This is a genomic window from Tateyamaria sp. ANG-S1, from assembly GCF_000814025.1.
In the GTDB taxonomy this organism is placed as follows: Bacteria; Pseudomonadota; Alphaproteobacteria; order Rhodobacterales; family Rhodobacteraceae; genus Tateyamaria.
In genome coordinates this window covers 170,427-190,654 of the sequence record NZ_JWLL01000004.1, presented here as the reverse complement: position 1 = coordinate 190,654, position 20,228 = coordinate 170,427, and the positions used below count along the sequence as shown (strand labels likewise).

25 protein-coding genes are annotated in these 20,228 nt (G+C 64.3%); 24 read left to right on the top strand and 1 reads right to left on the bottom strand.

Annotated features, from left to right (window positions below; translation table 11 throughout):
• The first annotated feature begins 1 nt into the window (after position 1).
• Genes cobN through cobJ form a run of 5 tightly spaced genes read left to right on the top strand, consistent with a single transcriptional unit; the run spans position 2 to position 6,455 of the window.
• The gene (gene cobN, locus RA29_RS07050; protein WP_039684400.1) at positions 2 to 3,235 is read left to right on the top strand and encodes a cobaltochelatase subunit CobN; all 3,234 of its coding nucleotides are present in this window, start codon (positions 2 to 4) and stop codon (positions 3,233 to 3,235) included.
• Entirely contained in the window at positions 3,232 to 4,326 is a 1,095-nt protein-coding gene (locus RA29_RS07045) for a hypothetical protein (RefSeq protein ID WP_039684398.1), read from the top strand. Before cobN ends, RA29_RS07045 begins: the two co-directional genes overlap by 4 nt.
• A gap of 1 nt (position 4,327) precedes the next feature.
• The gene (locus RA29_RS07040) at positions 4,328 to 4,957 is read left to right on the top strand and encodes a precorrin-8X methylmutase (protein ID WP_039684396.1); all 630 of its coding nucleotides are present in this window, start codon (positions 4,328 to 4,330) and stop codon (positions 4,955 to 4,957) included.
• Between the two features lie 5 nt (positions 4,958 to 4,962).
• Positions 4,963 to 5,706, top strand: coding sequence for a precorrin-2 C(20)-methyltransferase (cobI, locus tag RA29_RS07035; RefSeq protein ID WP_039684394.1), 744 nt, complete (start codon positions 4,963 to 4,965; stop codon positions 5,704 to 5,706).
• Entirely contained in the window at positions 5,703 to 6,455 is a 753-nt protein-coding gene (cobJ, locus tag RA29_RS07030; RefSeq protein WP_039684392.1) for a precorrin-3B C(17)-methyltransferase, read from the top strand. Before cobI ends, cobJ begins: the two co-directional genes overlap by 4 nt.
• Here the strand turns inward: cobJ and RA29_RS07025 are convergent.
• Positions 6,428 to 7,183: a cobalt-precorrin-6A reductase gene (locus tag RA29_RS07025; protein ID WP_039684391.1), complete on the bottom strand. Its 756-nt coding sequence runs from the start codon at positions 7,181 to 7,183 to the stop codon at positions 6,428 to 6,430. The two genes, cobJ and RA29_RS07025, sit on opposite strands and share 28 nt — an antisense overlap.
• Here RA29_RS07025 and RA29_RS07020 point away from each other — a divergent pair.
• The 19 genes from RA29_RS07020 to ureG all read left to right on the top strand — a co-directional run bounded on the left by RA29_RS07020 (position 7,182) and on the right by ureG (position 20,218).
• Entirely contained in the window at positions 7,182 to 8,393 is a 1,212-nt protein-coding gene (locus RA29_RS07020) for a bifunctional cobalt-precorrin-7 (C(5))-methyltransferase/cobalt-precorrin-6B (C(15))-methyltransferase (RefSeq protein ID WP_039684389.1), read from the top strand. The genes RA29_RS07025 and RA29_RS07020 overlap by 2 nt on opposite strands.
• On the top strand, positions 8,390 to 8,746 hold the full coding sequence (locus RA29_RS07015) for a cobalamin biosynthesis protein (protein ID WP_039684387.1): 357 nt from the start codon (positions 8,390 to 8,392) through the stop codon (positions 8,744 to 8,746). Before RA29_RS07020 ends, RA29_RS07015 begins: the two co-directional genes overlap by 4 nt.
• Positions 8,743 to 9,537, top strand: a complete 795-nt coding sequence (gene cobM / locus RA29_RS07010) for a precorrin-4 C(11)-methyltransferase (protein ID WP_039684384.1) — start codon at positions 8,743 to 8,745, stop codon at positions 9,535 to 9,537. The genes RA29_RS07015 and cobM overlap by 4 nt, the downstream gene beginning before the upstream one ends.
• A complete protein-coding gene (locus RA29_RS07005) occupies positions 9,524 to 10,837 on the top strand; it encodes a cobyrinate a,c-diamide synthase (RefSeq protein ID WP_039684382.1) in 1,314 nt (437 codons plus the stop codon). Before cobM ends, RA29_RS07005 begins: the two co-directional genes overlap by 14 nt.
• The gene (gene cobA / locus RA29_RS07000) at positions 10,834 to 11,553 is read left to right on the top strand and encodes a uroporphyrinogen-III C-methyltransferase (RefSeq protein ID WP_039684380.1); all 720 of its coding nucleotides are present in this window, start codon (positions 10,834 to 10,836) and stop codon (positions 11,551 to 11,553) included. Before RA29_RS07005 ends, cobA begins: the two co-directional genes overlap by 4 nt.
• A 5-nt stretch (positions 11,554 to 11,558) precedes the next feature.
• Positions 11,559 to 12,299, top strand: a complete 741-nt coding sequence (gene cobF, locus RA29_RS06995) for a precorrin-6A synthase (deacetylating) (RefSeq protein ID WP_039684378.1) — start codon at positions 11,559 to 11,561, stop codon at positions 12,297 to 12,299.
• 97 nt (positions 12,300 to 12,396) lie between these two features.
• Positions 12,397 to 13,227 carry an urease accessory protein UreD gene (locus RA29_RS06990; RefSeq protein ID WP_052249518.1) on the top strand — a complete coding sequence of 277 codons (831 nt, stop codon included), beginning with the start codon at positions 12,397 to 12,399 and terminating at the stop codon, positions 13,225 to 13,227.
• 3 nt (positions 13,228 to 13,230) lie between these two features.
• On the top strand, positions 13,231 to 13,533 hold the full coding sequence (locus RA29_RS06985; protein ID WP_039684377.1) for an urease subunit gamma: 303 nt from the start codon (positions 13,231 to 13,233) through the stop codon (positions 13,531 to 13,533).
• Between the two features lie 28 nt (positions 13,534 to 13,561).
• A complete protein-coding gene (locus RA29_RS22790; protein WP_152612956.1) occupies positions 13,562 to 13,726 on the top strand; it encodes an LPXTG cell wall anchor domain-containing protein in 165 nt (54 codons plus the stop codon).
• Positions 13,723 to 14,028, top strand: coding sequence for an urease subunit beta (locus RA29_RS06980; RefSeq protein ID WP_039684375.1), 306 nt, complete (start codon positions 13,723 to 13,725; stop codon positions 14,026 to 14,028). Before RA29_RS22790 ends, RA29_RS06980 begins: the two co-directional genes overlap by 4 nt.
• Before the next feature lie 30 nt (positions 14,029 to 14,058).
• A complete protein-coding gene (locus RA29_RS06975; RefSeq protein WP_039684374.1) occupies positions 14,059 to 14,880 on the top strand; it encodes a cyclase family protein in 822 nt (273 codons plus the stop codon).
• Positions 14,880 to 15,275, top strand: coding sequence for a carboxymuconolactone decarboxylase family protein (locus tag RA29_RS06970; protein WP_039684372.1), 396 nt, complete (start codon positions 14,880 to 14,882; stop codon positions 15,273 to 15,275). Before RA29_RS06975 ends, RA29_RS06970 begins: the two co-directional genes overlap by 1 nt.
• Positions 15,276 to 15,321: 46 nt before the next feature.
• Positions 15,322 to 15,768: an SRPBCC family protein gene (locus RA29_RS21775; protein WP_052249517.1), complete on the top strand. Its 447-nt coding sequence runs from the start codon at positions 15,322 to 15,324 to the stop codon at positions 15,766 to 15,768.
• Between the two features lie 15 nt (positions 15,769 to 15,783).
• Positions 15,784 to 17,544 carry an urease subunit alpha gene (gene ureC / locus RA29_RS06960; RefSeq protein ID WP_039684370.1) on the top strand — a complete coding sequence of 587 codons (1,761 nt, stop codon included), beginning with the start codon at positions 15,784 to 15,786 and terminating at the stop codon, positions 17,542 to 17,544.
• 8 nt (positions 17,545 to 17,552) lie between these two features.
• Positions 17,553 to 18,149, top strand: coding sequence for a hypothetical protein (locus tag RA29_RS06955; RefSeq protein WP_152612955.1), 597 nt, complete (start codon positions 17,553 to 17,555; stop codon positions 18,147 to 18,149).
• 177 nt (positions 18,150 to 18,326) lie between these two features.
• Positions 18,327 to 18,497, top strand: a complete 171-nt coding sequence (locus RA29_RS23175; RefSeq protein ID WP_193743485.1) for a hypothetical protein — start codon at positions 18,327 to 18,329, stop codon at positions 18,495 to 18,497.
• A gap of 16 nt (positions 18,498 to 18,513) precedes the next feature.
• Positions 18,514 to 18,969, top strand: a complete 456-nt coding sequence (locus RA29_RS06950; protein ID WP_039684366.1) for an urease accessory protein UreE — start codon at positions 18,514 to 18,516, stop codon at positions 18,967 to 18,969.
• A complete protein-coding gene (locus tag RA29_RS06945; RefSeq protein ID WP_039684364.1) occupies positions 18,966 to 19,595 on the top strand; it encodes an urease accessory UreF family protein in 630 nt (209 codons plus the stop codon). Before RA29_RS06950 ends, RA29_RS06945 begins: the two co-directional genes overlap by 4 nt.
• Positions 19,592 to 20,218: an urease accessory protein UreG gene (gene ureG, locus RA29_RS06940; RefSeq protein WP_039684362.1), complete on the top strand. Its 627-nt coding sequence runs from the start codon at positions 19,592 to 19,594 to the stop codon at positions 20,216 to 20,218. Before RA29_RS06945 ends, ureG begins: the two co-directional genes overlap by 4 nt.
• The last annotated feature ends 10 nt before the right edge of the window (positions 20,219 to 20,228 follow it).

The window sequence follows — 20,228 nt, the reverse complement described above, 5'->3', positions numbered from 1 at the left end:
GATGCACGTCGTCTTCCGCGAAAGCCACGGGCTTGAAGAGACCGAGACACCCACCGATCTGGGGCAGACGCCCGCAGATCTGGTGGTGCTGTCCTTCTCCGACAGCGACCTCGGGGCCTTCGCGGCGGCGTATCACAGAGCGGACGGCAAGCTGCCGACACTTCGGCTCGCCAACCTCGTGGGCCTCAAACACCCTTTGTCCGTCGACACCTACATCGAACAGACGCTGGAAGGGGCAAAGGGCATCCTGATCCGCCTCATCGGCGGCGTCCCCTACTGGGCTTACGGCCTGCAACAGGTCGAAGCGCTGTGCCGTCAGAAAGGCATCGCCCTCGCCGTCCTGCCTGCCGATGGCCGCCCCGACCCAAGGCTGGACGAGGTCTCAACCCTCCCCGTCTCCACCCTCCGCCGCCTCGCCCATCTCTGCGACACGGGCGGTGCGGTCGCGGCCCAAGCAGCACTGGCCCAAATGGCTCTCGCCTCCGGCCTATACGCTGGCCCCGTCAAAGGGGCGAAAACCCTGCCAGCGGTCGGCGTATGGACGCCAGAAGACGGCGTGGCATGCCCTCTGATCCAAGCCGCAGACGACAAACCGCTCACCCTCGTCACCTTCTACCGCGCCTACCTCGCCGCCGCGGACCTGTCGCCCATCGAGGCCACATTCGCCGCCCTACGCAAACGCGGCTTCCGCGTCCTCGGCCTCTTTGCCCCCTCGCTCAAGGCCCCCGAACCGGCGGCATGGATGGCGCGACAGATCGCACACCTGAAGCCGAGCGCCATCGTCAACGCCACCGCATTCTCGGGCATCGGTGCCAACGGCGCCTCCCCGCTCGACGCAGGTGATGTGCCAGTCTTCCAGATAGCCCTTGCCACCTCCACCCGCGACGCATGGGCAGAAGCCGAACGCGGCCTCTCTCCCGCTGACCTCGCCATGCACGTGGTCCTGCCGGAAGTGGACGGTCGGCTCTTCGGCGGTGTTGCCTCGTTCAAAGAACCGCAGGCCCGCGACGAAGCCCTGCAATTCGCGCGCTATGCCCACGCGGCGGACACCCAGCGCATCGAAGCCGTGGCCGACCGGGTCAACGCATGGACCGACCTCGCCGCTACCCCAGCACAGGACCGCACCCTCGCCCTCGTGCTCAGCACCTATCCGGGCAAAGATTGGAACATGGCGCACGCCGTCGGCCTCGACGCGCTAGCCTCGGCCGAAGCGATCTTGTCCGACCTGAAAGACGCAGGCCACGGAACAGACGCCGCTCCTATCGCGCCCGCTCTCGAAACTGAAACGATCCGCTGGGCGTTGAAAGATTACCAAGCCGCCCTCGCGAACCTTCCCCAATCCCTCCAAGACGACCTCCGGGCCGCATGGGGCAGCCCCGAGGAGGACACCGACGAGGGCCACTTCCACTTCCCGGCCACGCGCCGGGGCAACGTCCTCATCGCCCTGCAACCCGAACGCGGAAAACCCAAAGCACGCGACGACGACTACCACGACCTGTCCCGCGTCCCGCGCCACGGCTACGTCGCCTTCTACCTCTGGCTCCAAAGCCAAACGCAAGCCCTGATCCATATCGGCGCGCACGGCACCCTCGAATGGCTGCCCGGCAAGTCGGTCGCTCTTTCCGATGAATGCTGGCCCGAAGCCCTCACTGGCACCCTGCCCGTCATCTACCCCTTTATCGTCAACGACCCGGGCGAGGCCGCCCAAGCCAAGCGCCGCATCGGCGCCGTGACCCTCGGCCACCTGCCGCCCCCGATGAAGGACAGCGCCACGCCCGACCGGTTTGTCCGGCTCGAAACCCTGCTTGACGAATTCTCAAACGCAGATGGACTCGACCCAAAGCGCCGCGACCGACTGCAAGAGGACATCCGCGCCGAAGCCCAAGCCATCGGCGTCGAAAACGACCTCGGCCTTGACCGCGCCGCGTGTAGCGCGGAGGCGATCACCCGCATCGACCGCTTCGTCTGCGACATCAAGGAAAGCCAGTTCGGCGACGGCCTGCACATCTGGGGCCAAGGTGCCGACACCGAACGCACCGCCCTGATCGACGCGCTGAACGGAAAGCGCATAGCGGGTGGCCCCTCCGGCTCCCCCCATCGCGGCCGACGCGACGTCCTGCCCACCGGCCGCAACCTCTACACCACCGATCCGCGCAGCGTGCCCACCCGCGCCGCTTACGCCCAAGGCGTGAAACTGGCCGAAGAACTCGTCCGACGCCACCTGCAAGAGGAAGGCGACTGGCCCCGAGGGCTGATCGTAGACCTCTGGGGCTCCGCCACCATGCGCACCGCGGGCGAGGAATTCGCCATGGCCCTCCACCTGCTCGGCGTCAAACCGGTCTGGGACCAAGGCTCCGAACGGGTCTCGGGCATCGAAGTCCTGCCCATCACCGACCTCGACCGCCCCCGCATCGACGTCACTCTGCGCGTCTCCGGTCTCTTCCGCGATGTGTTCCCGACGCTCTCTGCCCTCTTCGGCCAAGCCGTCCGCGCGCTCAGCCAACGGGATGAAGCCCCCGACTGGAACCCCTACGCAGGCCACGCCCCCGCAGCCCGCGTATACGGCCCCGCCCCCGGCAGCTTCGGCCTCGGCATGGGCGCCGACATCGAAACCTTCACGGAAGAGGCCCGCACCGCCGCAGGCCAAGCCTGGCTCGCCGCTAGCGCCTACGCTCTAGACGGGCCGAAGACTGTCAAGGATGAGGCAGGCATCCGCGCCCGCGTGGCAGCCGCCGACAGCTTCGTCCACCTGCAGGACCTGCCCGAAACCGATGTCCTTCTCGCCTCCGATTACGCCGCCCACGAAGCAGGCTTCGCCGCCGCCCAGGCGGTCACGGGCGGCAAGGCCTCCCTCTACCACCTCGACACGACCCAACCCGACCGCCCCCGCGCCCGCACCCTGCCCGAAGAGATCGCCCGCGTCGTCCAGGCCCGCGCCACGCAACCGGACTGGCTCGCGGGCATGATACGCCATGGCTTCCGCGGCGGGGCCGAGATTGCCGCCACGCTCGACCATATGGCCTCCTTCGCGCACCTCGCTGGCGTCGTCGGCCCGCACCTTTTCGACGCCTACCACGACGCGACCCTGGGCGACCCCGAGGTCGCAGCCTTTCTCCAAGACGCCAACCCCGGCGCCTACCAGGCAATGCAAGACCAGTTCGCCGCGCTGGATGCTGCAGGCCTCTGGCACACCCGCCGCAACTCCATCCGCGCCAGCCTGGAAGCGGCGCAATGAGTGTCAAAGGTTGGTGCCCCGGCGCCTGGCGCCCCATGATGTCTGGCGACGGGCTCATCATGCGCATCCGCCCCCGTCTAGCACGGCTCACCCGCGACCAGATCCTCGGCCTCTGCGCCCTGTCGCAAAGCCATGGCAACGGCATCATCGACCTCACCAGCCGCGCCAACCTGCAAATGCGCGGGATCAAAGACGACGATCACCAAACCGTCCTCACAGCCCTCCAAGACCTCGACCTGCTGGACACGACCCCCGAGGCCGAAGCCAAACGCAACATCGTCACCACCCCGCTCTGGCAGGACGGAGACCTGACTACGCGCCTCCACGCCGCCATCCTCGACACCTTGCCGCAGATGCCGACGCTTCCCGCCAAAATGGGCATCGTCATCGACACCGGTACGCAACCGATCCTGACTGACACCTCCGCCGACTTCCGCTTCGAATGCAGCGCAACCGGCCTGATCCTGCGCGCCGACGGCGCCCTCACAGGCCAAGCGATCAGCGAAGCCGAAGCGCCCCGGGCTCTCCTCGACCTCGCCAACTGGTTCCTCGACACAAACGGTGCAGCCGCCGGGCGCATGGCAAAGCACCTGAAATCGACACCACTGCCCGACAACTGGCAAGACACGGCGCCCAATCAAGCAGCACAACCGCCGCAACCCGGAGGCACCACCTACGGCGCACCCTTCGGCAGCATCGACGCTGCAGCCCTCGCCGCCCTCATCCAAAACAGCCAAGCAACCGCCCTCCGCGTCACCCCATGGCGGCTCTTCACCCTCGAAAACGCCCAACCCTGCGCCCCACACGGCTTCATCACCGACGCAAACGACCCGCTCCTGCACACCCACGCCTGCCCCGGCGCGCCCGCCTGCGCCTCCGCCACCGTCGACACACGGGCACTTGCCCGCAAACTGGCCAAACCCGGCCTCCACATCTCAGGCTGTGCGAAGGGCTGCGCCCACCCCCGCCGCGCCGCCACCACGCTCGTCGGCAACGACGGCACGTTCGACCTTGTGGAAAACGGCCATCCATGGGATGCCCCGCGCGCGACCGGCCTCACGGCCACAGACCTCCTGACGCCAGCGAGCTAAAATGCCCTACGAATACGAAACCGATGGCGCGGCCATTTACCTGCAATCCTTTGCCACGATCCGGGCCGAGGCCGACCTCGACCGCTTTGACAAAAACGAAGAACAGGTCGCCGTCCGCATGATCCACGCCGCAGGGCTCGTGGGGCTGGAACAGCACTGCCGCTTCTCCCCCGGCTTCGTCCAATCCGCCCGCACCGCCCTCGAAGCAGGCGCCCCCATCCTATGCGACGCCCGCATGGTGAGCGAAGGCATCACCCGCCCCCGCCTGCCCGCAGATAACCAAGTTATCTGCACCCTCCACAATGACGGCGTCCGCGAGCTGGCAGCTGAGATGCAAAACACCCGCTCCGCCGCCGCGCTCGAACTCTGGCGACCTCACCTCGAAGGCGCCGTCGTCGCCATCGGCAACGCCCCGACGGCGCTCTTCCACCTCCTGAACATGCTCGAAGACCCCGACTGCCCCCGCCCCGCCGCCATCATCGGCTGCCCCGTAGGCTTCGTTGGCGCGGTGGAATCCAAAGACGCCCTCTGGGCCGACCAACCCGTCCCGTGCTGCATCGTGCAAGGGCGGCTGGGGGGCAGCGCCATTACCGTCGCCGCCGTCAACGCCATCGCAAGCCGCAAGGAATGACTGCGATGCGCAGTTCAACCACATCCGCCGGAACAGTGCACGGTGTAGGCCTCGGCCCCGGCGCGCAGGACCTGCTCAGCGTCCGTGCCGACCGGCTGGTGCGGAACGCCAAGCACGTCGCCTTCTTCCGTAAGGCGGGCCGCCCCGGTCAAGCCCGCCGCATCGTGAACGGGATGCTGGCGGATCACGCCATCGAATTTCCCATGGAATACCCGGTCACGACAGAAATCCCGCTGACCGACCCGCGCTACAATGAAATCATGTCGGCGTTCTACGCAGACTGCACCGCGCACCTGCGCAGCCTCGCCGAAGGGGGCGAAGACATCGTCGTGCTGTGCGAAGGCGACCCGTTCTTCTACGGCTCCTTCATGCACCTCTACACACGGCTCGAACCCCACGTCCCGGTGCAAGTCGTCCCCGCCATCACCGGCATGTCGGGCGCATGGACAGCGACGGGTGCGCCCATCACTTGGGGCGACGACATACTGACGATCCTCATGGGCACGCTCGACGAAGACACGCTCGTGGACCGCATGGAACAAGCCGACGCGCTGGTGGTGATGAAAATCGGGCGCAACATCGACAAGGTGCGCAGCGCCTTGCACCGCGCAGGCAAGTTCGAGGACGCCTACCTGATCGAGTACGCCGCGATGCCGAACCAGAACGTGCAAAAGCTGTGCGAGGCCGAGGGCAAAGTGACCCCCTATTTCTCGATCATCGTTGTCCATGGACAGGGCCGCCGCCCGTGACCGGTTGGGTGCGCATCGCGGGGCTCGGGCCGGGGGGTGACGCGCTCATCACGCCCGAAGTGTCTGATGTGCTGGCCGAAGCCACCGACATCGTCGGCTACACCCCCTACGTCGCCCGCATCGCCGAACGCCCCGGCCTGACGCTGCATGCCAGCGACAACCGGGTCGAGATCGACCGCTCCCGCCACGCCCTCGACATGGCCTACGAAGGCAAAAAGGTCGTCGTCGTGTCCTCCGGCGATCCCGGCGTCTTCGCCATGGCCGCCGCCGTCTTCGAGGCCGTCGAAGCGGGCCCCGGCCACTGGCGCACCCTCGATATCTCCGTACTGCCCGGCATCACCGCCATGCTCGCCGCCTCTGCCCGCTGCGGCGCACCACTGGGCCACGACTTCTGCGCCATTAACCTCAGCGACAACCTCAAACCGTGGAGCCTCATCGAAAAGCGCCTGCGTCTCGCGGCAGAGGCCGACTTCGCCATGGCCTTCTACAACCCGCGCTCGAAATCCCGGCCCGAAGGTTTCGTGCGCACGCTCGACGTGCTGAAAGAGGCATGTGGCGATACCCGCCCTGTCATCTTCGCCCGCAACGTCACGCGGCCCGATGAAGAGATCAAAATAGTCCCCTTGCCGGACACGACCCCCGACATGGCCGACATGCGCACCATAGTCATCGTCGGCTCATCCCGCACAAGGATCATCGAGCGTGACGGGGCACCAATTGTCTACACCCCGAGGTCGACGCCGGAATGACGCAGCCAGTCCATCACCTCGCCCACGCTATGCGCTTCCTGTCGCTCCGGCACGGCAGGCCGGTCGATCATGACAACGGGCAAGCCAAGGCTGCGGGCCGCCGCGATCTTGGCATAGGCACCCGTCCCGCCCGCGTTCTTGGACGCGACCAGATCAATCCGGTGCTCTTTCATCAACGCCCGGTCGTCGGCCTCTGTGAACGGCCCACGCGACACCAGCACGTGATGGTCCGGAAAGGGCGGCAGATCCTTCGGTGGATCAACCAGCCGGAGCAGGTAAAAATGCTGCGGGTTCGGCGCGAACTCCGCCAGATGCATCCGTCCCACCGCCAGCATGACCCGCTTGGCGGGCTGATCAAGGGCTGCAACCGCGCCCGTGATGTCCGGCACATGGGTCCAGCGGTCGCCATCCTGCTCGCTCCAAGGCGCACGGGTCAGCGCGATGAGCGGCACATCGGCTTGACCACATGCCTCAACCGCATTCCCGCTCATCTGCGCGGCAAAGGGATGCGTCGCATCAACAACATGCGTGATCTTTTCAGCCTTGAGATGGTCAACAAGCCCCTCAACTCCGCCAAAACCTCCGATCCGCTGGGGCAAAGGCTGCCGCTTGGGCCGGTCCACACGTCCCGCAAAGCTGACTGTTCCGGTCAGCCCACGCTCAGCAGCAGCGTTGGCAAAGGCCGTTGCCTCGGTCGTCCCGCCCAGGATCAAAAGGTTCGCGCGCATGTCTGACCCCTGGCTCACAATCATCGGCATAGGCGAGGACGGAGTTGCCGGTCTGGGCCAGGCAAGTCAAGACGCACTGGCGCAGGCAGAGGTCATCATGGCCCCCCAACGCCATCTGGATCTGGTGGTTAATGCGCCATTAACCACAAGTGTCCCCGCGGGGACAAATCTCATCCCCTGGCCCGTTCCTTTCGCCGACGGTATCGCCACCCTCGCGTCCCTGCGGGGACAAAGGGTCGTTGTCCTCGCCTCCGGAGACCCCTTCTGGTTCGGCGCAGGCTCCGTCATCGCCCGCAGCTTCAGCGCTGGCGAATGGACGGCCTTACCCGGCCCTTCCTGCTTCTCCCTCGCCGCCGCGCGGCTGGGATGGGCACTCGAAAAAACCACCTGCCTGGGCCTGCACGCCGCGCCCATGGCCCGCCTGCGCCGCCACCTTACCCCCGGCACGCAACTGATCGTAACACTGCGCGACGGTGAGGCCGTGTCCGAACTTGCAAACTACCTCGTCGCGCAGGGCTTCAACGACAGCGCGCTGCATGTGATGGAACACCTCGGCGGGCCACAGGACCGCCTTACGACGTGTCGCGTTGATGCTGTCGCGGACACGTTTGAACATCCCGTTTGCGTGGCCGTCGAAGTGGCGGGGAGGGGCACTTCGCTGACCGTGGCGACTGGTCAGAAAGACGACACGTTTCAAAACGACGGACAAATCACCAAACGCCCCGTTCGCGCGATCACCCTGTCCACCCTTGCCCCCAAGCCAGACGAGCATCTGTGGGACATCGGCGGCGGATCGGGCTCCATCGCGCTGGAGTGGCTTTTGACGCATCCAACGACGACTGCAACGACGATCGAGCCACGCGCGGATCGGGCGGCGCGTATTCGGACGAACGCGGTGGAGCTTGGGGTGGAGCATCGTCTTGACGTTGTCGAAGGTGCGGCACCAAATGCGCTGGATGGATTGCGCATGCCGGATGCGATCTTTGTCGGCGGGGGATTGTCTCAACACCTGCTGGACAAGGTGCTGACTTTAAATGCGCGGCTTGTCGTGAACGCCGTAACTCTGGAGGGTGAGGCGCTGTTGACCGCAGCACAGGCCGAGCACGGCGGGGAATTGATGCGCATCGCGCTCAGCCATGCGTCCCCGCTGGGACCGAAACGCGGTTGGGCATCGGCTTACCCGATTGTGCAGTGGAGCCTTGAGCGATGATCGTGGCCGGGTTCGGATTTAGCACCAAAGCTACGGCTGCCAGCCTTGCAGATGCTTTGGCGCAGCATGACGTGACGCCGGATGCGGTGGCGACGCTTGAGACGAAGGCTTCTGCGTTGCAGTCTTTCGCCAGAGCCAAAGGGATTCAGACGATAACCGTCAGCGCTGTGGATGCAAAGGCACAAACGACAGTGACGCACTCCGCCCGCAGCAGCGCGGAAAAAGACATGCCCAGCGTGGCGGAGGCCACGGCACTTGCCGCCGCGGGGCCGGGCGCCACGCTCATCGGATCGCGCACCATTTCACATGATCGCATGGCCACCTGCGCCATAGCCGAAGGACAAGACACATGACCGTTCATTTCATCGGCGCGGGCCCCGGTGCGCCCGACCTTTTGACCCTGCGGGGACGCGACCTGATCGCGGCTTGCCCCGTCTGCCTTTATGCCGGGTCGCTGGTGCCCGAAGCCATCCTCGGCCACTGCCCTGAGGGGGCGAAGATCGTGAACACTGCGTCCATGGATCTGGACCAGATCATGGCGGAGATCGAAGCCGCCCATATGGCGGGCCATGACATCGCGAGACTACACTCAGGAGACGTGTCCGTATGGTCAGCCATGGGCGAGCAGTTGCGTCGGATTAGGGCGGCGGGCATTCCGTTCACCGTGACGCCGGGCGTGCCGTCATTCTCGGCCGCGGCCGCGGCACTTGGGGCAGAACTGACCCTGCCGGGCGTTGCGCAGTCGGTGGTGCTGACGCGGACGCCGGGGCGGGCCTCGTCCATGCCGGACGGTGAGACCTTGACCAACTTTGCCGCCACCGGTGCCACGCTGGCCATCCACCTGAGCATTGGCAATCTGGATCAGGTCATTGCAGACTTGACGCCTGCGTATGGTGCGGACTGCCCCGTGGCGGTTGTCTACCGCGCAAGTTGGCCGGATGAGCAGATCATTCATGCCACTCTGTCGACGCTCAAGGATGCGATGCACGATGGGATCAGCCGCACGGCGTTGATACTTGTGGGCCGCGCCATCGGGGCGGAGAGTTTTGACGAAAGCTGCCTCTATTCAAAGGATTACGACCGGCGCTATCGACCGCAAAGCGCGGAGAGCCCCTGGGCAAGCTGGAGCCATGGCGATGATTAAGGGGCTTATGATCTCTGCGCCTGCGTCGGGCACGGGCAAGACGACGGTGATGCTGGGTCTGTTGCGGGCGCTACGGGATGATGGGCTTGTGGTTCAGCCCTACAAGTCGGGGCCGGACTATATCGACCCGGCCTTTCACCTCGCTGCCGCAGGGCGGGCGTCGTTCAACCTAGACACATGGGCGATGGATGATGCGCTGCTTGGTGGTGTGGTGGCGCAGATGAATGGCGCGGATATTTGCGTGGCCGAGGGGTCCATGGGTCTGTTCGACGGGGTTGCCACGCGCGGTCAGTCGGGGTTCGGGTCAAGTGCGGAGACGGCGCTGACCATGGGTTGGCCAGTGGTGCTGGTCATCGACGTGGGTGGACAAGCGCAATCGGCAGCGGCAACGGCGCTGGGGTTCAAGAGCTACAATCCCGACCTGCCCTTTGCCGGGGTGATCCTGAACCGGGTGGCGAGCCCGCGACACGAACGGCTAACGCGGCTGGGGATGGAGCGCGCGGGCGTGAAGGTGCTGGGTAGCCTGCCCCGGCGCGGTGACCTTAAGCTGCCAGAGCGCCATTTGGGGCTGATCCAGGCGGTGGAGCATCCGGATCTTGAAGCCGCGATTGCGGGATACGCGGAGTTCTTGCGCGAGAATGTTGATCTGGACGCGATCAGGGCGGCGGCGCAAGCTGGCCCTGCGCTTCACGCGCATCCGCTGCCCAAGCCACCTGCGCAGAAGATCGCGTTGGCCCGTGATGCGGCGTTTTCCTTTACTTATCCGCATCTTCTGGAGGGTTGGCGCGCGGCAGGCGCTGAAATCGCGCCTTTCTCGCCTCTGGCGGATGAGGCGCCCGCCGAAGACGCCGACCTCGTCTGGTTGCCTGGCGGGTATCCTGAATTGCATGGCGGAACGCTGGCTGCGGCTTCCACCTTCAAGGCCGGGCTGCGTAAACATGCGGAGACGCGGCCCATACATGGCGAATGCGGTGGCTACATGGTGCTGGGCGCTGGATTGACCGACAAGGACGGCACGCGCCACGAGATGACTGGCCTCTTTGGTCTTGAGACGAGCTTTGAGAAGCGGAAGTTCCATCTGGGCTATCGGCGCGCGGTGCTGGACACGCCGATGCCGGGATTTGAGACCGGTGCGGCGCTGCGCGGGCACGAATTTCACTACACGACCATTCTGGATGAACCGGACGAACCGTTGGCCCAAGTGGCGGATGCCGATGGCAATCCCGTGCCCGAGACCGGATCGCGCAAGGGCCATGTGACCGGCACGTTCTTTCACCTCATCACCGGAGAGGCGGGATGACGGGGTTTGTCAGTTTCGTCGGCTCCGGCCCCGGTGATCCGGAACTGCTGACGCTGAAGGCCGTGGACCGGTTGAAGCGAGCCGATGCGGTGTTGTTTGATGACCTGAGTGCGGGGCCCATCCTGACCCATGCGCGCAGTGGGGCCGATCTGGTCGGTGTGGGAAAGCGGGCCGGTCGCCCGTCGCCCAAGCAGCATCACGTGAGCCAGTTGCTGGTGGACTATGCGCAGGACAATGCCCGCGTTGTGCGCCTCAAGTCAGGGGATGGCGGCACTTTTGGCAGATTGGAAGAAGAGACCGACGCGCTGAAGGCAGCGGGCATTGAATACGAGATTGTTCCCGGCGTGCCCTCGGCCTGTGCGGCCGCCGCGGCGGCGGGCATTCCATTGACCCGGCGGCTGACCGCGCGGCGCGTACAGTTCATCACGGGCCATGATGTGCGCGGGGCCTTGCCTGAGGATCTGAACATGGCAGCGTTGGCCGATCCGCAGGCGACGACGGTTGTGTTTATGGGGCAGCGGACCTTTCCCGCGTTGGCAGAAATGCTGATGGATGGCGGGTTGCCGGGGGACACCCCTGCGCTGCTCGCTGAAGGGGTGTCTACTGACGCGCAGGCATTGCACCGGATGAGTGTGGCAGACCTCGCCGCACGGTTGCAGGAGGGGGTGAGCGATGCCCCTGCCCTGATCCTCTACGGGGCGCTGGCGGAGGGGTAACTACCTTGGAGCTATTTCTGATTGGTATCGGCACGGGCAACCCTGATCACCTAACAGGCGAAGCGCGCCGCGTGATGGCCGAGGCCGATCTGTTTTTGGTGCCGCACAAGGGCGCAGGGAAGAGCGATCTTGCCGATCTGCGCACACAGATCATCTCGGATGTGCGCGATGACGCCACGGTCGCCCTGTTTGATATGCCGGTGCGCGACGACAGCCTGCCCTACATCGCCCGCGTTGATGCTTGGCATGACGAGATTGCACGCATCTGGACCGAGACGATGGCGCAGCATCCTGAGGCCCGCAAAGTTGCGCTGCTCGTGTGGGGCGATCCTTCGCTCTATGACAGCACGTTGCGCATCGCGGCGCGGTTGGAGCCGAAGCCGGAGATACGGGTGGTTGCCGGGATCACCTCGATTCAGGCGCTGACGGCGGCGCATGCGATCCCGCTCAACACGCTCAACGCGCCTGTGACGATCTCGACCGGGCGGCGGTTGCGGGATCATGGCTGGCCCGAAGGGTGCGAGACGCTGGTCGTGATGCTGGATGGTGATTGTACGTTCCAGACACTGGACGGCGATCGCTTTGACATCTGGTGGGGGGCGTATCTAGGGATGCCCGAGCAAATCCTGGAACACGGGCGCCTGGCGGATGTGTCGGAGCGGATCATTGCGCGGCGGGCCGCCGCGCGGGCGGCGCATGGGTGGATCATGGATACCTATCTGCTCCGCCAACTGCCCGAAAAATAGGCGCTTTTTCGGCGAATTTTCAGGCATTTGGCCGAAGGGCTAGCCGAAGGCGCCCAAGAATGGTCATATCAGGCGACTTGAGCTGCCGCGAACCTGAATGACTGCCCACCTGCCCCTCACTGCTGCGACGCCTGCGCAACCGCGCGCCATAGGCTCTGTTCGGCTGTCGACCAAGCCGGTTGACGGGCGCACCGCGATTGACGGGCTCTACCAACAAGGTGCGGCCAAGGCCGTCTTTCCACGGGCCGCGCATGGCATGACAGCTGTGCTGCTGAACACGTCGGGCGGTGTGACGGGCGGCGACCGCTTCGATTATGCTGCTACCGCTGGTGCAGGCACGCATCTCACGTTGACCACGCAGGCTTGCGAGCGCGCCTATCGCGCACAACCGGGCGAGGTCGGGCGGGTCGAGACCCGCCTTACTGTCAAAGACGACGCGACGCTTTGGTGGCTGCCGCAGGAGACGCTGATCTTTGACGGCTGTGCGATGTCGCGTCGCCTGTCCTGCGATCTGGCCCCCTCGGCCCGCGCCTTGATTGTCGAGCCGATGTGTCTGGGCCGGATCGCCATGGGCGAGGACGCCGTGCAGGGCCAGTTTTCGGACCGGATCGAGGTCAGGCGCGATGGCGCGCCGCTGGTGCTGGATGCCTGGTCGCTGTCGGGCGATATGACGGCACAAATGGCGCGCACGGCCATCGGTGGCGGTGCGACGGCGATGGTCAGCCTGACCTATGTGGCGCCGGACGCAGAGGCGCAGCTTGATCCCATCCGCGCCCGTTTGCCCGAGACAGGCGGTGCCAGCCTGTTGACCGACGACACCCTTGTCCTGCGCGCCCTTGCCCCGTCCGGCTATCACCTGCGCAAGACACTTTTGCCCATTCTCAACCACCTGACCGGTGGTCATCTGCCCATCTGCTGGAGACTCTAACCCATGCAACTCACCCCCCGCGAAAAGGACAAGCTGCTGGTCGCCATGGCCGCCGAGGTGGCACGCAAGCGGCTGGCGCGCGGCGTCAAGCTGAACCACCCTGAGGCCATCGCCCTGATTACGGACGCCGTGGTCGAGGGCGCGCGGGATGGACGCTCTGTCGCCGATATGATGGAGGCGGGCGCACAGATCATTACCCGGGATCAGTGCATGGAAGGCGTGCCCGAGATGATCCACGACGTGCAGGTCGAGGCGACCTTTCCCGACGGCACCAAATTGGTGACCGTGCACAATCCAATCCGTTGAGCCGCTGCCAACCCAAGGAGAAATACCCATGAAAGTACTACGTTTCGCGGTCGCCGCACCACTGTTCATGGCCACCCCGGCCTTGGCCCACCCGGGCCCCCACACGCATCCGCACGGATCAGAACCGTGGCTCGTTGCCATGGGTCTGGCCCTGATCGCGGTGGCGGCAGTGATCATGTGGCGGCGTAAATGATCCCCGGCGAAATCATCCCCGCTGATGGCAGCATTGAACTGAACACCGGGGTTCACGCAATCACGCTGCATGTGGCCAATACTGGCGACCGCCCCGTACAGGTGGGCAGCCACTACCACTTCGGCGAGGCGAACGCGGCGCTAGAGTTCGACCGCGATGCGGCGCGTGGGATGCGGCTGGATATCGCAGCGGGCACTGCGGTGCGCTTTGAACCCGGTCAGGCGCGTGATGTGCAATTGATCCCCATCGGCGGGGCGCGAAAGGTGTATGGATTTAACCAGCAGGTGATGGGCGACCTTTGAGCAGGGCAACCCCAACGGGAGGAGAGACCCATGTGTGATGTATGTGTGATGAACGCGGTCAAGGACCGGATGCTGTCGCGGCGTGATCTGTTCAAGGCGAGCGCCGCTGTCGGAGCGGCAGCAACCGTCGGGATGGCTGCAGCCCCTGCGGCCATGGCGGCAGGACATGGTGGCGTCGTGGACATGAGCCACAAGCTGAGCCCTGACTTCCCCACCTTTTTCGGTGTACCCGGCATTTCGATGGAGCAGAGTTTCAACTTTGCCGAACATGGCTTCAACCTGATGAACCTTGCCGTGAACGAGCATACGGCCACCCATATTGATGCCCCTTTGCACTTTTCAGCGGATGGCACATCGGTCGACGAAATCCCGGTCAGTGATCTGGTGATCCCGCTATGCGTCGTGGATATCGCGGCAAAGGCGGCGGAAGATGCTGATGCGCAGGTGACCCCGGATGATCTGAAGGCCTGGATCGCGGCCAATGGCGACATTCCCGACAAGGCGTGCATTGCCATGCATTCCGGGTGGGCTGCCAAGTCGGGCGATGCGGCGGCTTATGTGGGCAATGATGCCGATGACGTAAAGCACTTCCCCGGCTTCCACATCGAAGCGACCCAAATGCTGCTGGAAGAGACGACTGCCGTCGCAATGGCGGTGGACACGCTGTCTCTTGATCACGGGCCGTCGCCGGACTTTGCCACCCACTATGCGTGGTTGCCCAGCGGCCGCTACGGCATTGAGAATTTGGCCGGTCTGGATCAGGTGCCTGCTGCCGGAGCGACCCTTGTCGTGGGTGCCCCCAACCACGTTGGCGGCACGGGTGGTCCGGCCCGTATTTTTGCGATGGTCTGATGGCGACCCTGCCGCTCATATCCGACGAGGAGGCCAGCGCCGAGGTGCTGGCCGTTTTTGAAGATATTCGTGCGGTGCGCGGGACCGACTACATCAACAATTTCTGGCGGGCGCTGGCGCATGATCCGGCGCTGCTGGCCGCCACCTGGGGACGCTTGAAAGAAGTTATGGGACCGGGCGAGCTCGATCCGCTGGTCAAGGAGATGCTCTATATCGCGGTCTCCGTAGCAAACGGGTGTGAGTATTGCATCCACTCCCACACCGCCGCCGCGCGTACCAAGGGGATGACGCCTGCGCAGCATGGCGAGGTGATGGGTGTTATTGGCATGGCGATGCAGACCAATGGGCTGGTGACAGCGATGCAGGTGCCAGTGGATGAGGTGTTTGAGATATGAGCCGACTCAACGGCACTGCATACAACGACGCTGGGCTGACGGCACAATGACCGCTCAAATCAGCCTTAGCCACGACTATACCGCCTCTGCCAAAGACGTTTGGCGCGTGGCTACCGATTTTGCTGCACTGGCCGAGGTCTGCCGCCCTCTGATCACCTTTGAAGGCTTGCCGGAGGGGCGATGCGAAGCCGGACAGCACCTGTCTGTCGGCGTCCGCCTGTTCGGCCTGTTGCCTGCGCAGGACTATCAAATGGAAGTCGTTGCACAGGATGACGTCGCCATGACCCTTCAGTCCGCAGAACATGGTGCTGGCGTCAAAAGCTGGCGCCATCATTTGACGGTCACGCCGACCGAGACTGGCGCGCGGCTCACCGACACCATCGACATTGATGCAGGCCCCCTCACACCGCTTTTCGCGTGGTGGGGTCGCAAGCTTTATGCCCATAGGCACAAGGGGCGACTGCGCCTGCTGGCCGAGAACACTCCGGATTGATCCAAGGATACCGCTATGCCCACATCCATTTCCCGTCGCGACTATGCCGCCATGTTTGGCCCCACCGTCGGCGACAAGGTACGTCTTGCCGACACTGAACTGATCATTGAGGTTGAGCGTGACCTGACCGCCGAAGGTGCGGGCCAAGCCGCGACCGGGGGTAGTGGTGACAACGCCATGCTTTATGGCGAAGAGGTCAAGTTTGGTGGTGGCAAGGTCATTCGCGACGGGATGGGGCAGTCTCAGGTCACGCGGGCCGATGGGGCCGTCGATACAGTTATCACCAACGCACTGATCGTCGACTGGACTGGGATCTACAAGGCGGATGTGGGCCTTAAGGACGGGCGCATTGCCGCCATCGGCAAGGCGGGCAATCCAGACACGCAACCCGGCGTGAACATCATTATTGGGCCGGGAACCGAGGCCATTGCGGGGGAGGGCAAGATCCTGACCGCGGGGGGCTTTGACAGCCACATACACTTCATCTGCCCGCAACAGATTGACGACGCTCTGCATTCTGGTCTGACAACAATGCTGGGTGGCGGGACCGGGCCTGCGCACGGCACGCTGGCCACGACGGTGACCCCGGGGCCTTGGCATCTGGGCCGGATGTTGCAGGCGGCGGATGCGTTTCCGATGAACCTGGCTTTCGCGGGCAAGGGCAATGCGTCGCTGCCAGCGGCGTTGGAAGAACAGGTCAAGGCGGGCGCTTGTGCGATGAAGCTGCACGAGGATTGGGGGACAACGCCGGGAGCCATAGATTGCTGCCTGTCGGTGGCCGACGACATGGACGTGCAGGTGATGATCCACACCGATACGCTGAACGAGTCCGGCTTTGTCGAGAACACAGTGGCCGCCATGAAAGGCCGCACGATCCACGCCTTCCATACCGAGGGTGCGGGTGGCGGGCACGCGCCGGACATCATCAAGATTTGTGGGGAGGAGCATGTGCTCCCCTCCTCCACCAACCCGACGCGGCCCTTTACGGTGAACACGCTCGAAGAGCATCTCGACATGCTCATGGTCTGTCACCACCTCGACAAGTCGATCCCCGAAGACGTCGCCTTTGCCGAGAGCCGCATCCGGCGCGAGACCATTGCCGCCGAAGACATCCTGCACGATATGGGGGCGTTCTCGATCATCGCGTCGGACAGCCAGGCCATGGGCCGTGTGGGTGAGGTGATCATCCGGACGTGGCAAACGGCGGACAAGATGAAGAAACAACGCGGGTCTCTGCCGGAGGAGACCGGCGACAACGACAACGCCCGCGTGCGCCGCTACATCGCGAAGTACACGATTAACCCGACAATTGCGCATGGGATCAGTCACGAGATCGGTTCCATTGAGGTCGGCAAGCGGGCAGACCTTTGCCTTTGGAACACGGCGTTTTTCGGGGTGAAGCCCGAGATGGTGCTGCTGGGCGGGACGATTGCCTGTGCACAAATGGGCGACCCGAATGCGTCGATCCCGACGCCGCAGCCGGTCTATACCCGTCCGATGTTTGGCGCCTATGGGCGGTCGGTGGAGCGCTCTGCCGTGACCTTCGTGTCGGCGGCGGCACAGGCCGAAGGGGTTGGCGCGGCGCTTGGGCTGGCGAAGGACACGGTGGCTGTGCAAAACACGCGGAACATCGGGAAGAAGGACCTGAAGCTGAACGACGCGACGCCTGAGGTTGAGGTGCATCCAGAGACCTATGAGGTGCGGGCGGATGGCGAATTGCTGACCTGTCAGCCTGCGGAAGTGTTGCCGATGGCGCAGCGGTATTTTCTGTTTTGAGGATTGTCATGGCACGGATCACTCAACTCGCATGTTTGCTTGCGCTGCCGGGAACAGCGATGGCTTGCCCCACTGCGGCTGACCTAGGTACGGGTATCCGGTTCGAACTCGCCAGCGGCGAGTGGGAAACGTTCCGCCGCATCTCCGACACGGTCATCGAGGCGATGTTCTACTATGAGCCGGGCGAAGCAACGCAGGTTTCGCTGAGCCAAGGGGTCTATATTGTCAGCATAATCGAAGTTGAGAGCAGCGCACTTGTCCCCGGCACGCGCGAGACATTTACCTATCCGCTGCGACCCGGCGAGATGCCCGACCCTGCCGATGGCGGCGGTTGGAACGTTGAGGCGACGCTGTTGTCGCCGGGCGGTCTCGACCGGGAAATCCAGAGCTACACATTCGGCACACCGCGCAGGCAGGGCTATGGCGCGTGCTTTTACGAGATGATCCCGATCACCTATCGCTACCGCCTTGAGGGTGAGGACGAGGCCGGGACGGACGAACTGCATTACCTTCCGGAATTGGGCATCAGCTATCTGGCTGCGTCTCGGGGCAGCGACTACAACGACCGGTATGACTATGTTGCGATTGAGGTACTGGAGCGATGATTGCTGACCTGATGGTCAACATCCCGCCCTCACATCAGGTGATGCGAGACGCGGACCGCCATACCTTCATCAAGACATTTGGATATGCGTGCGCAGAAACCCTGCCATGCGCCTACACGTCTGACCAAAGCAACGGCAAAGCTTAAATTACTAAGGGAGAAACAAAACAGGTGTCCCATGACCCTCTTCCAGCGGATCGCCGCTTTTCTGTCCCGCATCAGCTTGCCGCACGGCGCACTGGTGCAAACGCAGGCTGTCTATGCCCTCAGCGATGCCGAACTCAAGGCGCGCGGATTAAAACGGCGCGAGGCGGCACGGCAGATCATGGTCAACGGGGACTGGTCGTAATCGCGGGGGCCACCCCATGTTGACGGCGCAGCACTACCACGATCACACGCATGGAGAGGTGAGCGATCACGTGTCGCTGACCTATGAAGACCGTTTCCTGCGCCGCAAGGTGCTGACCCTCGCCTCTGGGGCGCAACTGCTGGTCGACCTGCCACAGACCACTTCGCTTGACCATGGCGGGGCGCTGATCACCACCGACAAGGCTGAGATCCGGATCGAGGCGGCACCCGAGCCATTGCTGGAAGTCACCGGTGACAAGCTGCACCGGATCGCCTGGCACATCGGCAACCGCCATACCCCCTGCCAGATCGAGGACACCCGCCTGCTGATCCAGCGTGATCACGTGATGGCAGATATGCTGGCCAAGATCGGGGCCACCACGCGCGAGGTTGTCGAGCCATTTACGCCCGAAGGCGGGGCATACGGCCACGGGCGTACCCACGGCCACGATCACTCGCACAGCCACTCATGAGCCACGCGCTGACCCTAATGCAATGGCTCTCCCCGGCCTTTCCGGTCGGGGCGTTCGCATATTCGCATGGGCTGGAGCAGGTGATCGCGGACGAGGTTGTCGCGGATGCGGACACGCTGCGGGACTGGCTGGGCGATCTGCTGGAGCATGGGTCGGGGCGTGCAGATGCCATCCTACTTGCGGCAAGCTATCGCGCAGACGATCCTGCAGACGTGGACGCCACGGCCCGCGCCTTTGCCGCCGGGGCCGAGCGGTTGAAGGAGACCGACCTGCAAGGCGCAGCGTTTTGCGACACCGCCAGCGCTGTCTGGGGGATCGAGATTGCCGGTCTGACCTATCCCGTCGCTGTGGGTGCTGCGGCGCGCGCGGTAGACATTCCTCTAGCCGAGACGGTGCCACTCTACCTGCATGCCTTTGCCTCGAACCTCGTGTCAGTCGCGCAGCGCGCCCTGCCCCTTGGGCAGACAGATGGGCAAACCGTATTAGCTGCCTTGTCCCCCATCATCGCGGAGACCGCGCAGGAGGCCGAGAAAATCCCGCTAGAGGCTCTTTCATCCGCCAGTTTTGCTGCCGATATTGCAGCCATGCGTCACGAAACCCTGCAACCGAGGATTTTTCGCACATGACACAGCTCAATGGCCCGCTTCGCATCGGTATCGGTGGTCCCGTGGGTGCGGGCAAGACGACGCTGACCGCCGCGCTTGCCGCCGCCCTCAAGGATCAGCATTCCATCGGGGTGATCACCAACGACATCTACACGCAGGAGGATGCGGAGGAGTTGATGCGCCGTCAGATCTTGCCACAGGACCGTATAATCGGGGTGGAAACCGGGGGCTGCCCACACACCGCCATTCGCGAGGATGCGTCGATCAACCTTGCCGCCGTAGCCGAGATGCGGGAACGGCATCCGGATGTGGAAGCCATCCTGATCGAGAGCGGAGGCGACAACCTGTCGGCAACGTTCTCGCCCGAGTTGGCTGACATCACGCTCTATGTCATCGACACGGCGGCGGGTGAGGAAATCCCGCGCAAGGGTGGCCCGGCCATCACCAAGTCGGATCTGCTGATCATCAACAAGACCGACCTCGCCCCCCATGTCGGCGCGTCACTGGAGGTGATGAAGCAGGATGCAAAACGGATGCGCGGGGAACGGCCCTTTGTCTTTGCAGCGCTGCGTCACGGCACGGGTGTGGACGAGATCATCAGGCACATCCGGGCGTTGTCGGGGCTGGGCCTGACACCTGCGTAGGGGACAAAGG

What these genes read in the sequence shown, in the direction of transcription:
- cobN (WP_039684400.1), top strand. Translation starts at nt 2, where the DNA reads ATGCACGTCGTCTTCCGCGAAAGCCACGGGCTTGAAGAGACCGAGACA.
- RA29_RS07045 (WP_039684398.1), top strand. Translation starts at nt 3,232, where the DNA reads ATGAGTGTCAAAGGTTGGTGCCCCGGCGCCTGGCGCCCCATGATGTCT.
- RA29_RS07040 (WP_039684396.1), top strand. Translation starts at nt 4,328, where the DNA reads ATGCCCTACGAATACGAAACCGATGGCGCGGCCATTTACCTGCAATCC.
- cobI (WP_039684394.1), top strand. Translation starts at nt 4,963, where the DNA reads ATGCGCAGTTCAACCACATCCGCCGGAACAGTGCACGGTGTAGGCCTC.
- RA29_RS07020 (WP_039684389.1), top strand. Translation starts at nt 7,182, where the DNA reads ATGTCTGACCCCTGGCTCACAATCATCGGCATAGGCGAGGACGGAGTT.
- RA29_RS07025 (WP_039684391.1), bottom strand. Translation starts at nt 7,183, where the DNA reads ATGCGCGCGAACCTTTTGATCCTGGGCGGGACGACCGAGGCAACGGCC.
- RA29_RS07015 (WP_039684387.1), top strand. Translation starts at nt 8,390, where the DNA reads ATGATCGTGGCCGGGTTCGGATTTAGCACCAAAGCTACGGCTGCCAGC.
- cobM (WP_039684384.1), top strand. Translation starts at nt 8,743, where the DNA reads ATGACCGTTCATTTCATCGGCGCGGGCCCCGGTGCGCCCGACCTTTTG.
- RA29_RS07005 (WP_039684382.1), top strand. Translation starts at nt 9,524, where the DNA reads ATGGCGATGATTAAGGGGCTTATGATCTCTGCGCCTGCGTCGGGCACG.
- cobA (WP_039684380.1), top strand. Translation starts at nt 10,834, where the DNA reads ATGACGGGGTTTGTCAGTTTCGTCGGCTCCGGCCCCGGTGATCCGGAA.
- RA29_RS06990 (WP_052249518.1), top strand. Translation starts at nt 12,397, where the DNA reads ATGACTGCCCACCTGCCCCTCACTGCTGCGACGCCTGCGCAACCGCGC.
- RA29_RS06985 (WP_039684377.1), top strand. Translation starts at nt 13,231, where the DNA reads ATGCAACTCACCCCCCGCGAAAAGGACAAGCTGCTGGTCGCCATGGCC.
- RA29_RS22790 (WP_152612956.1), top strand. Translation starts at nt 13,562, where the DNA reads ATGAAAGTACTACGTTTCGCGGTCGCCGCACCACTGTTCATGGCCACC.
- RA29_RS06980 (WP_039684375.1), top strand. Translation starts at nt 13,723, where the DNA reads ATGATCCCCGGCGAAATCATCCCCGCTGATGGCAGCATTGAACTGAAC.
- RA29_RS06975 (WP_039684374.1), top strand. Translation starts at nt 14,059, where the DNA reads ATGTGTGATGTATGTGTGATGAACGCGGTCAAGGACCGGATGCTGTCG.
- RA29_RS06970 (WP_039684372.1), top strand. Translation starts at nt 14,880, where the DNA reads ATGGCGACCCTGCCGCTCATATCCGACGAGGAGGCCAGCGCCGAGGTG.
- RA29_RS21775 (WP_052249517.1), top strand. Translation starts at nt 15,322, where the DNA reads ATGACCGCTCAAATCAGCCTTAGCCACGACTATACCGCCTCTGCCAAA.
- ureC (WP_039684370.1), top strand. Translation starts at nt 15,784, where the DNA reads ATGCCCACATCCATTTCCCGTCGCGACTATGCCGCCATGTTTGGCCCC.
- RA29_RS06955 (WP_152612955.1), top strand. Translation starts at nt 17,553, where the DNA reads ATGGCACGGATCACTCAACTCGCATGTTTGCTTGCGCTGCCGGGAACA.
- RA29_RS23175 (WP_193743485.1), top strand. Translation starts at nt 18,327, where the DNA reads ATGACCCTCTTCCAGCGGATCGCCGCTTTTCTGTCCCGCATCAGCTTG.
- RA29_RS06950 (WP_039684366.1), top strand. Translation starts at nt 18,514, where the DNA reads ATGTTGACGGCGCAGCACTACCACGATCACACGCATGGAGAGGTGAGC.
- RA29_RS06945 (WP_039684364.1), top strand. Translation starts at nt 18,966, where the DNA reads ATGAGCCACGCGCTGACCCTAATGCAATGGCTCTCCCCGGCCTTTCCG.
- ureG (WP_039684362.1), top strand. Translation starts at nt 19,592, where the DNA reads ATGACACAGCTCAATGGCCCGCTTCGCATCGGTATCGGTGGTCCCGTG.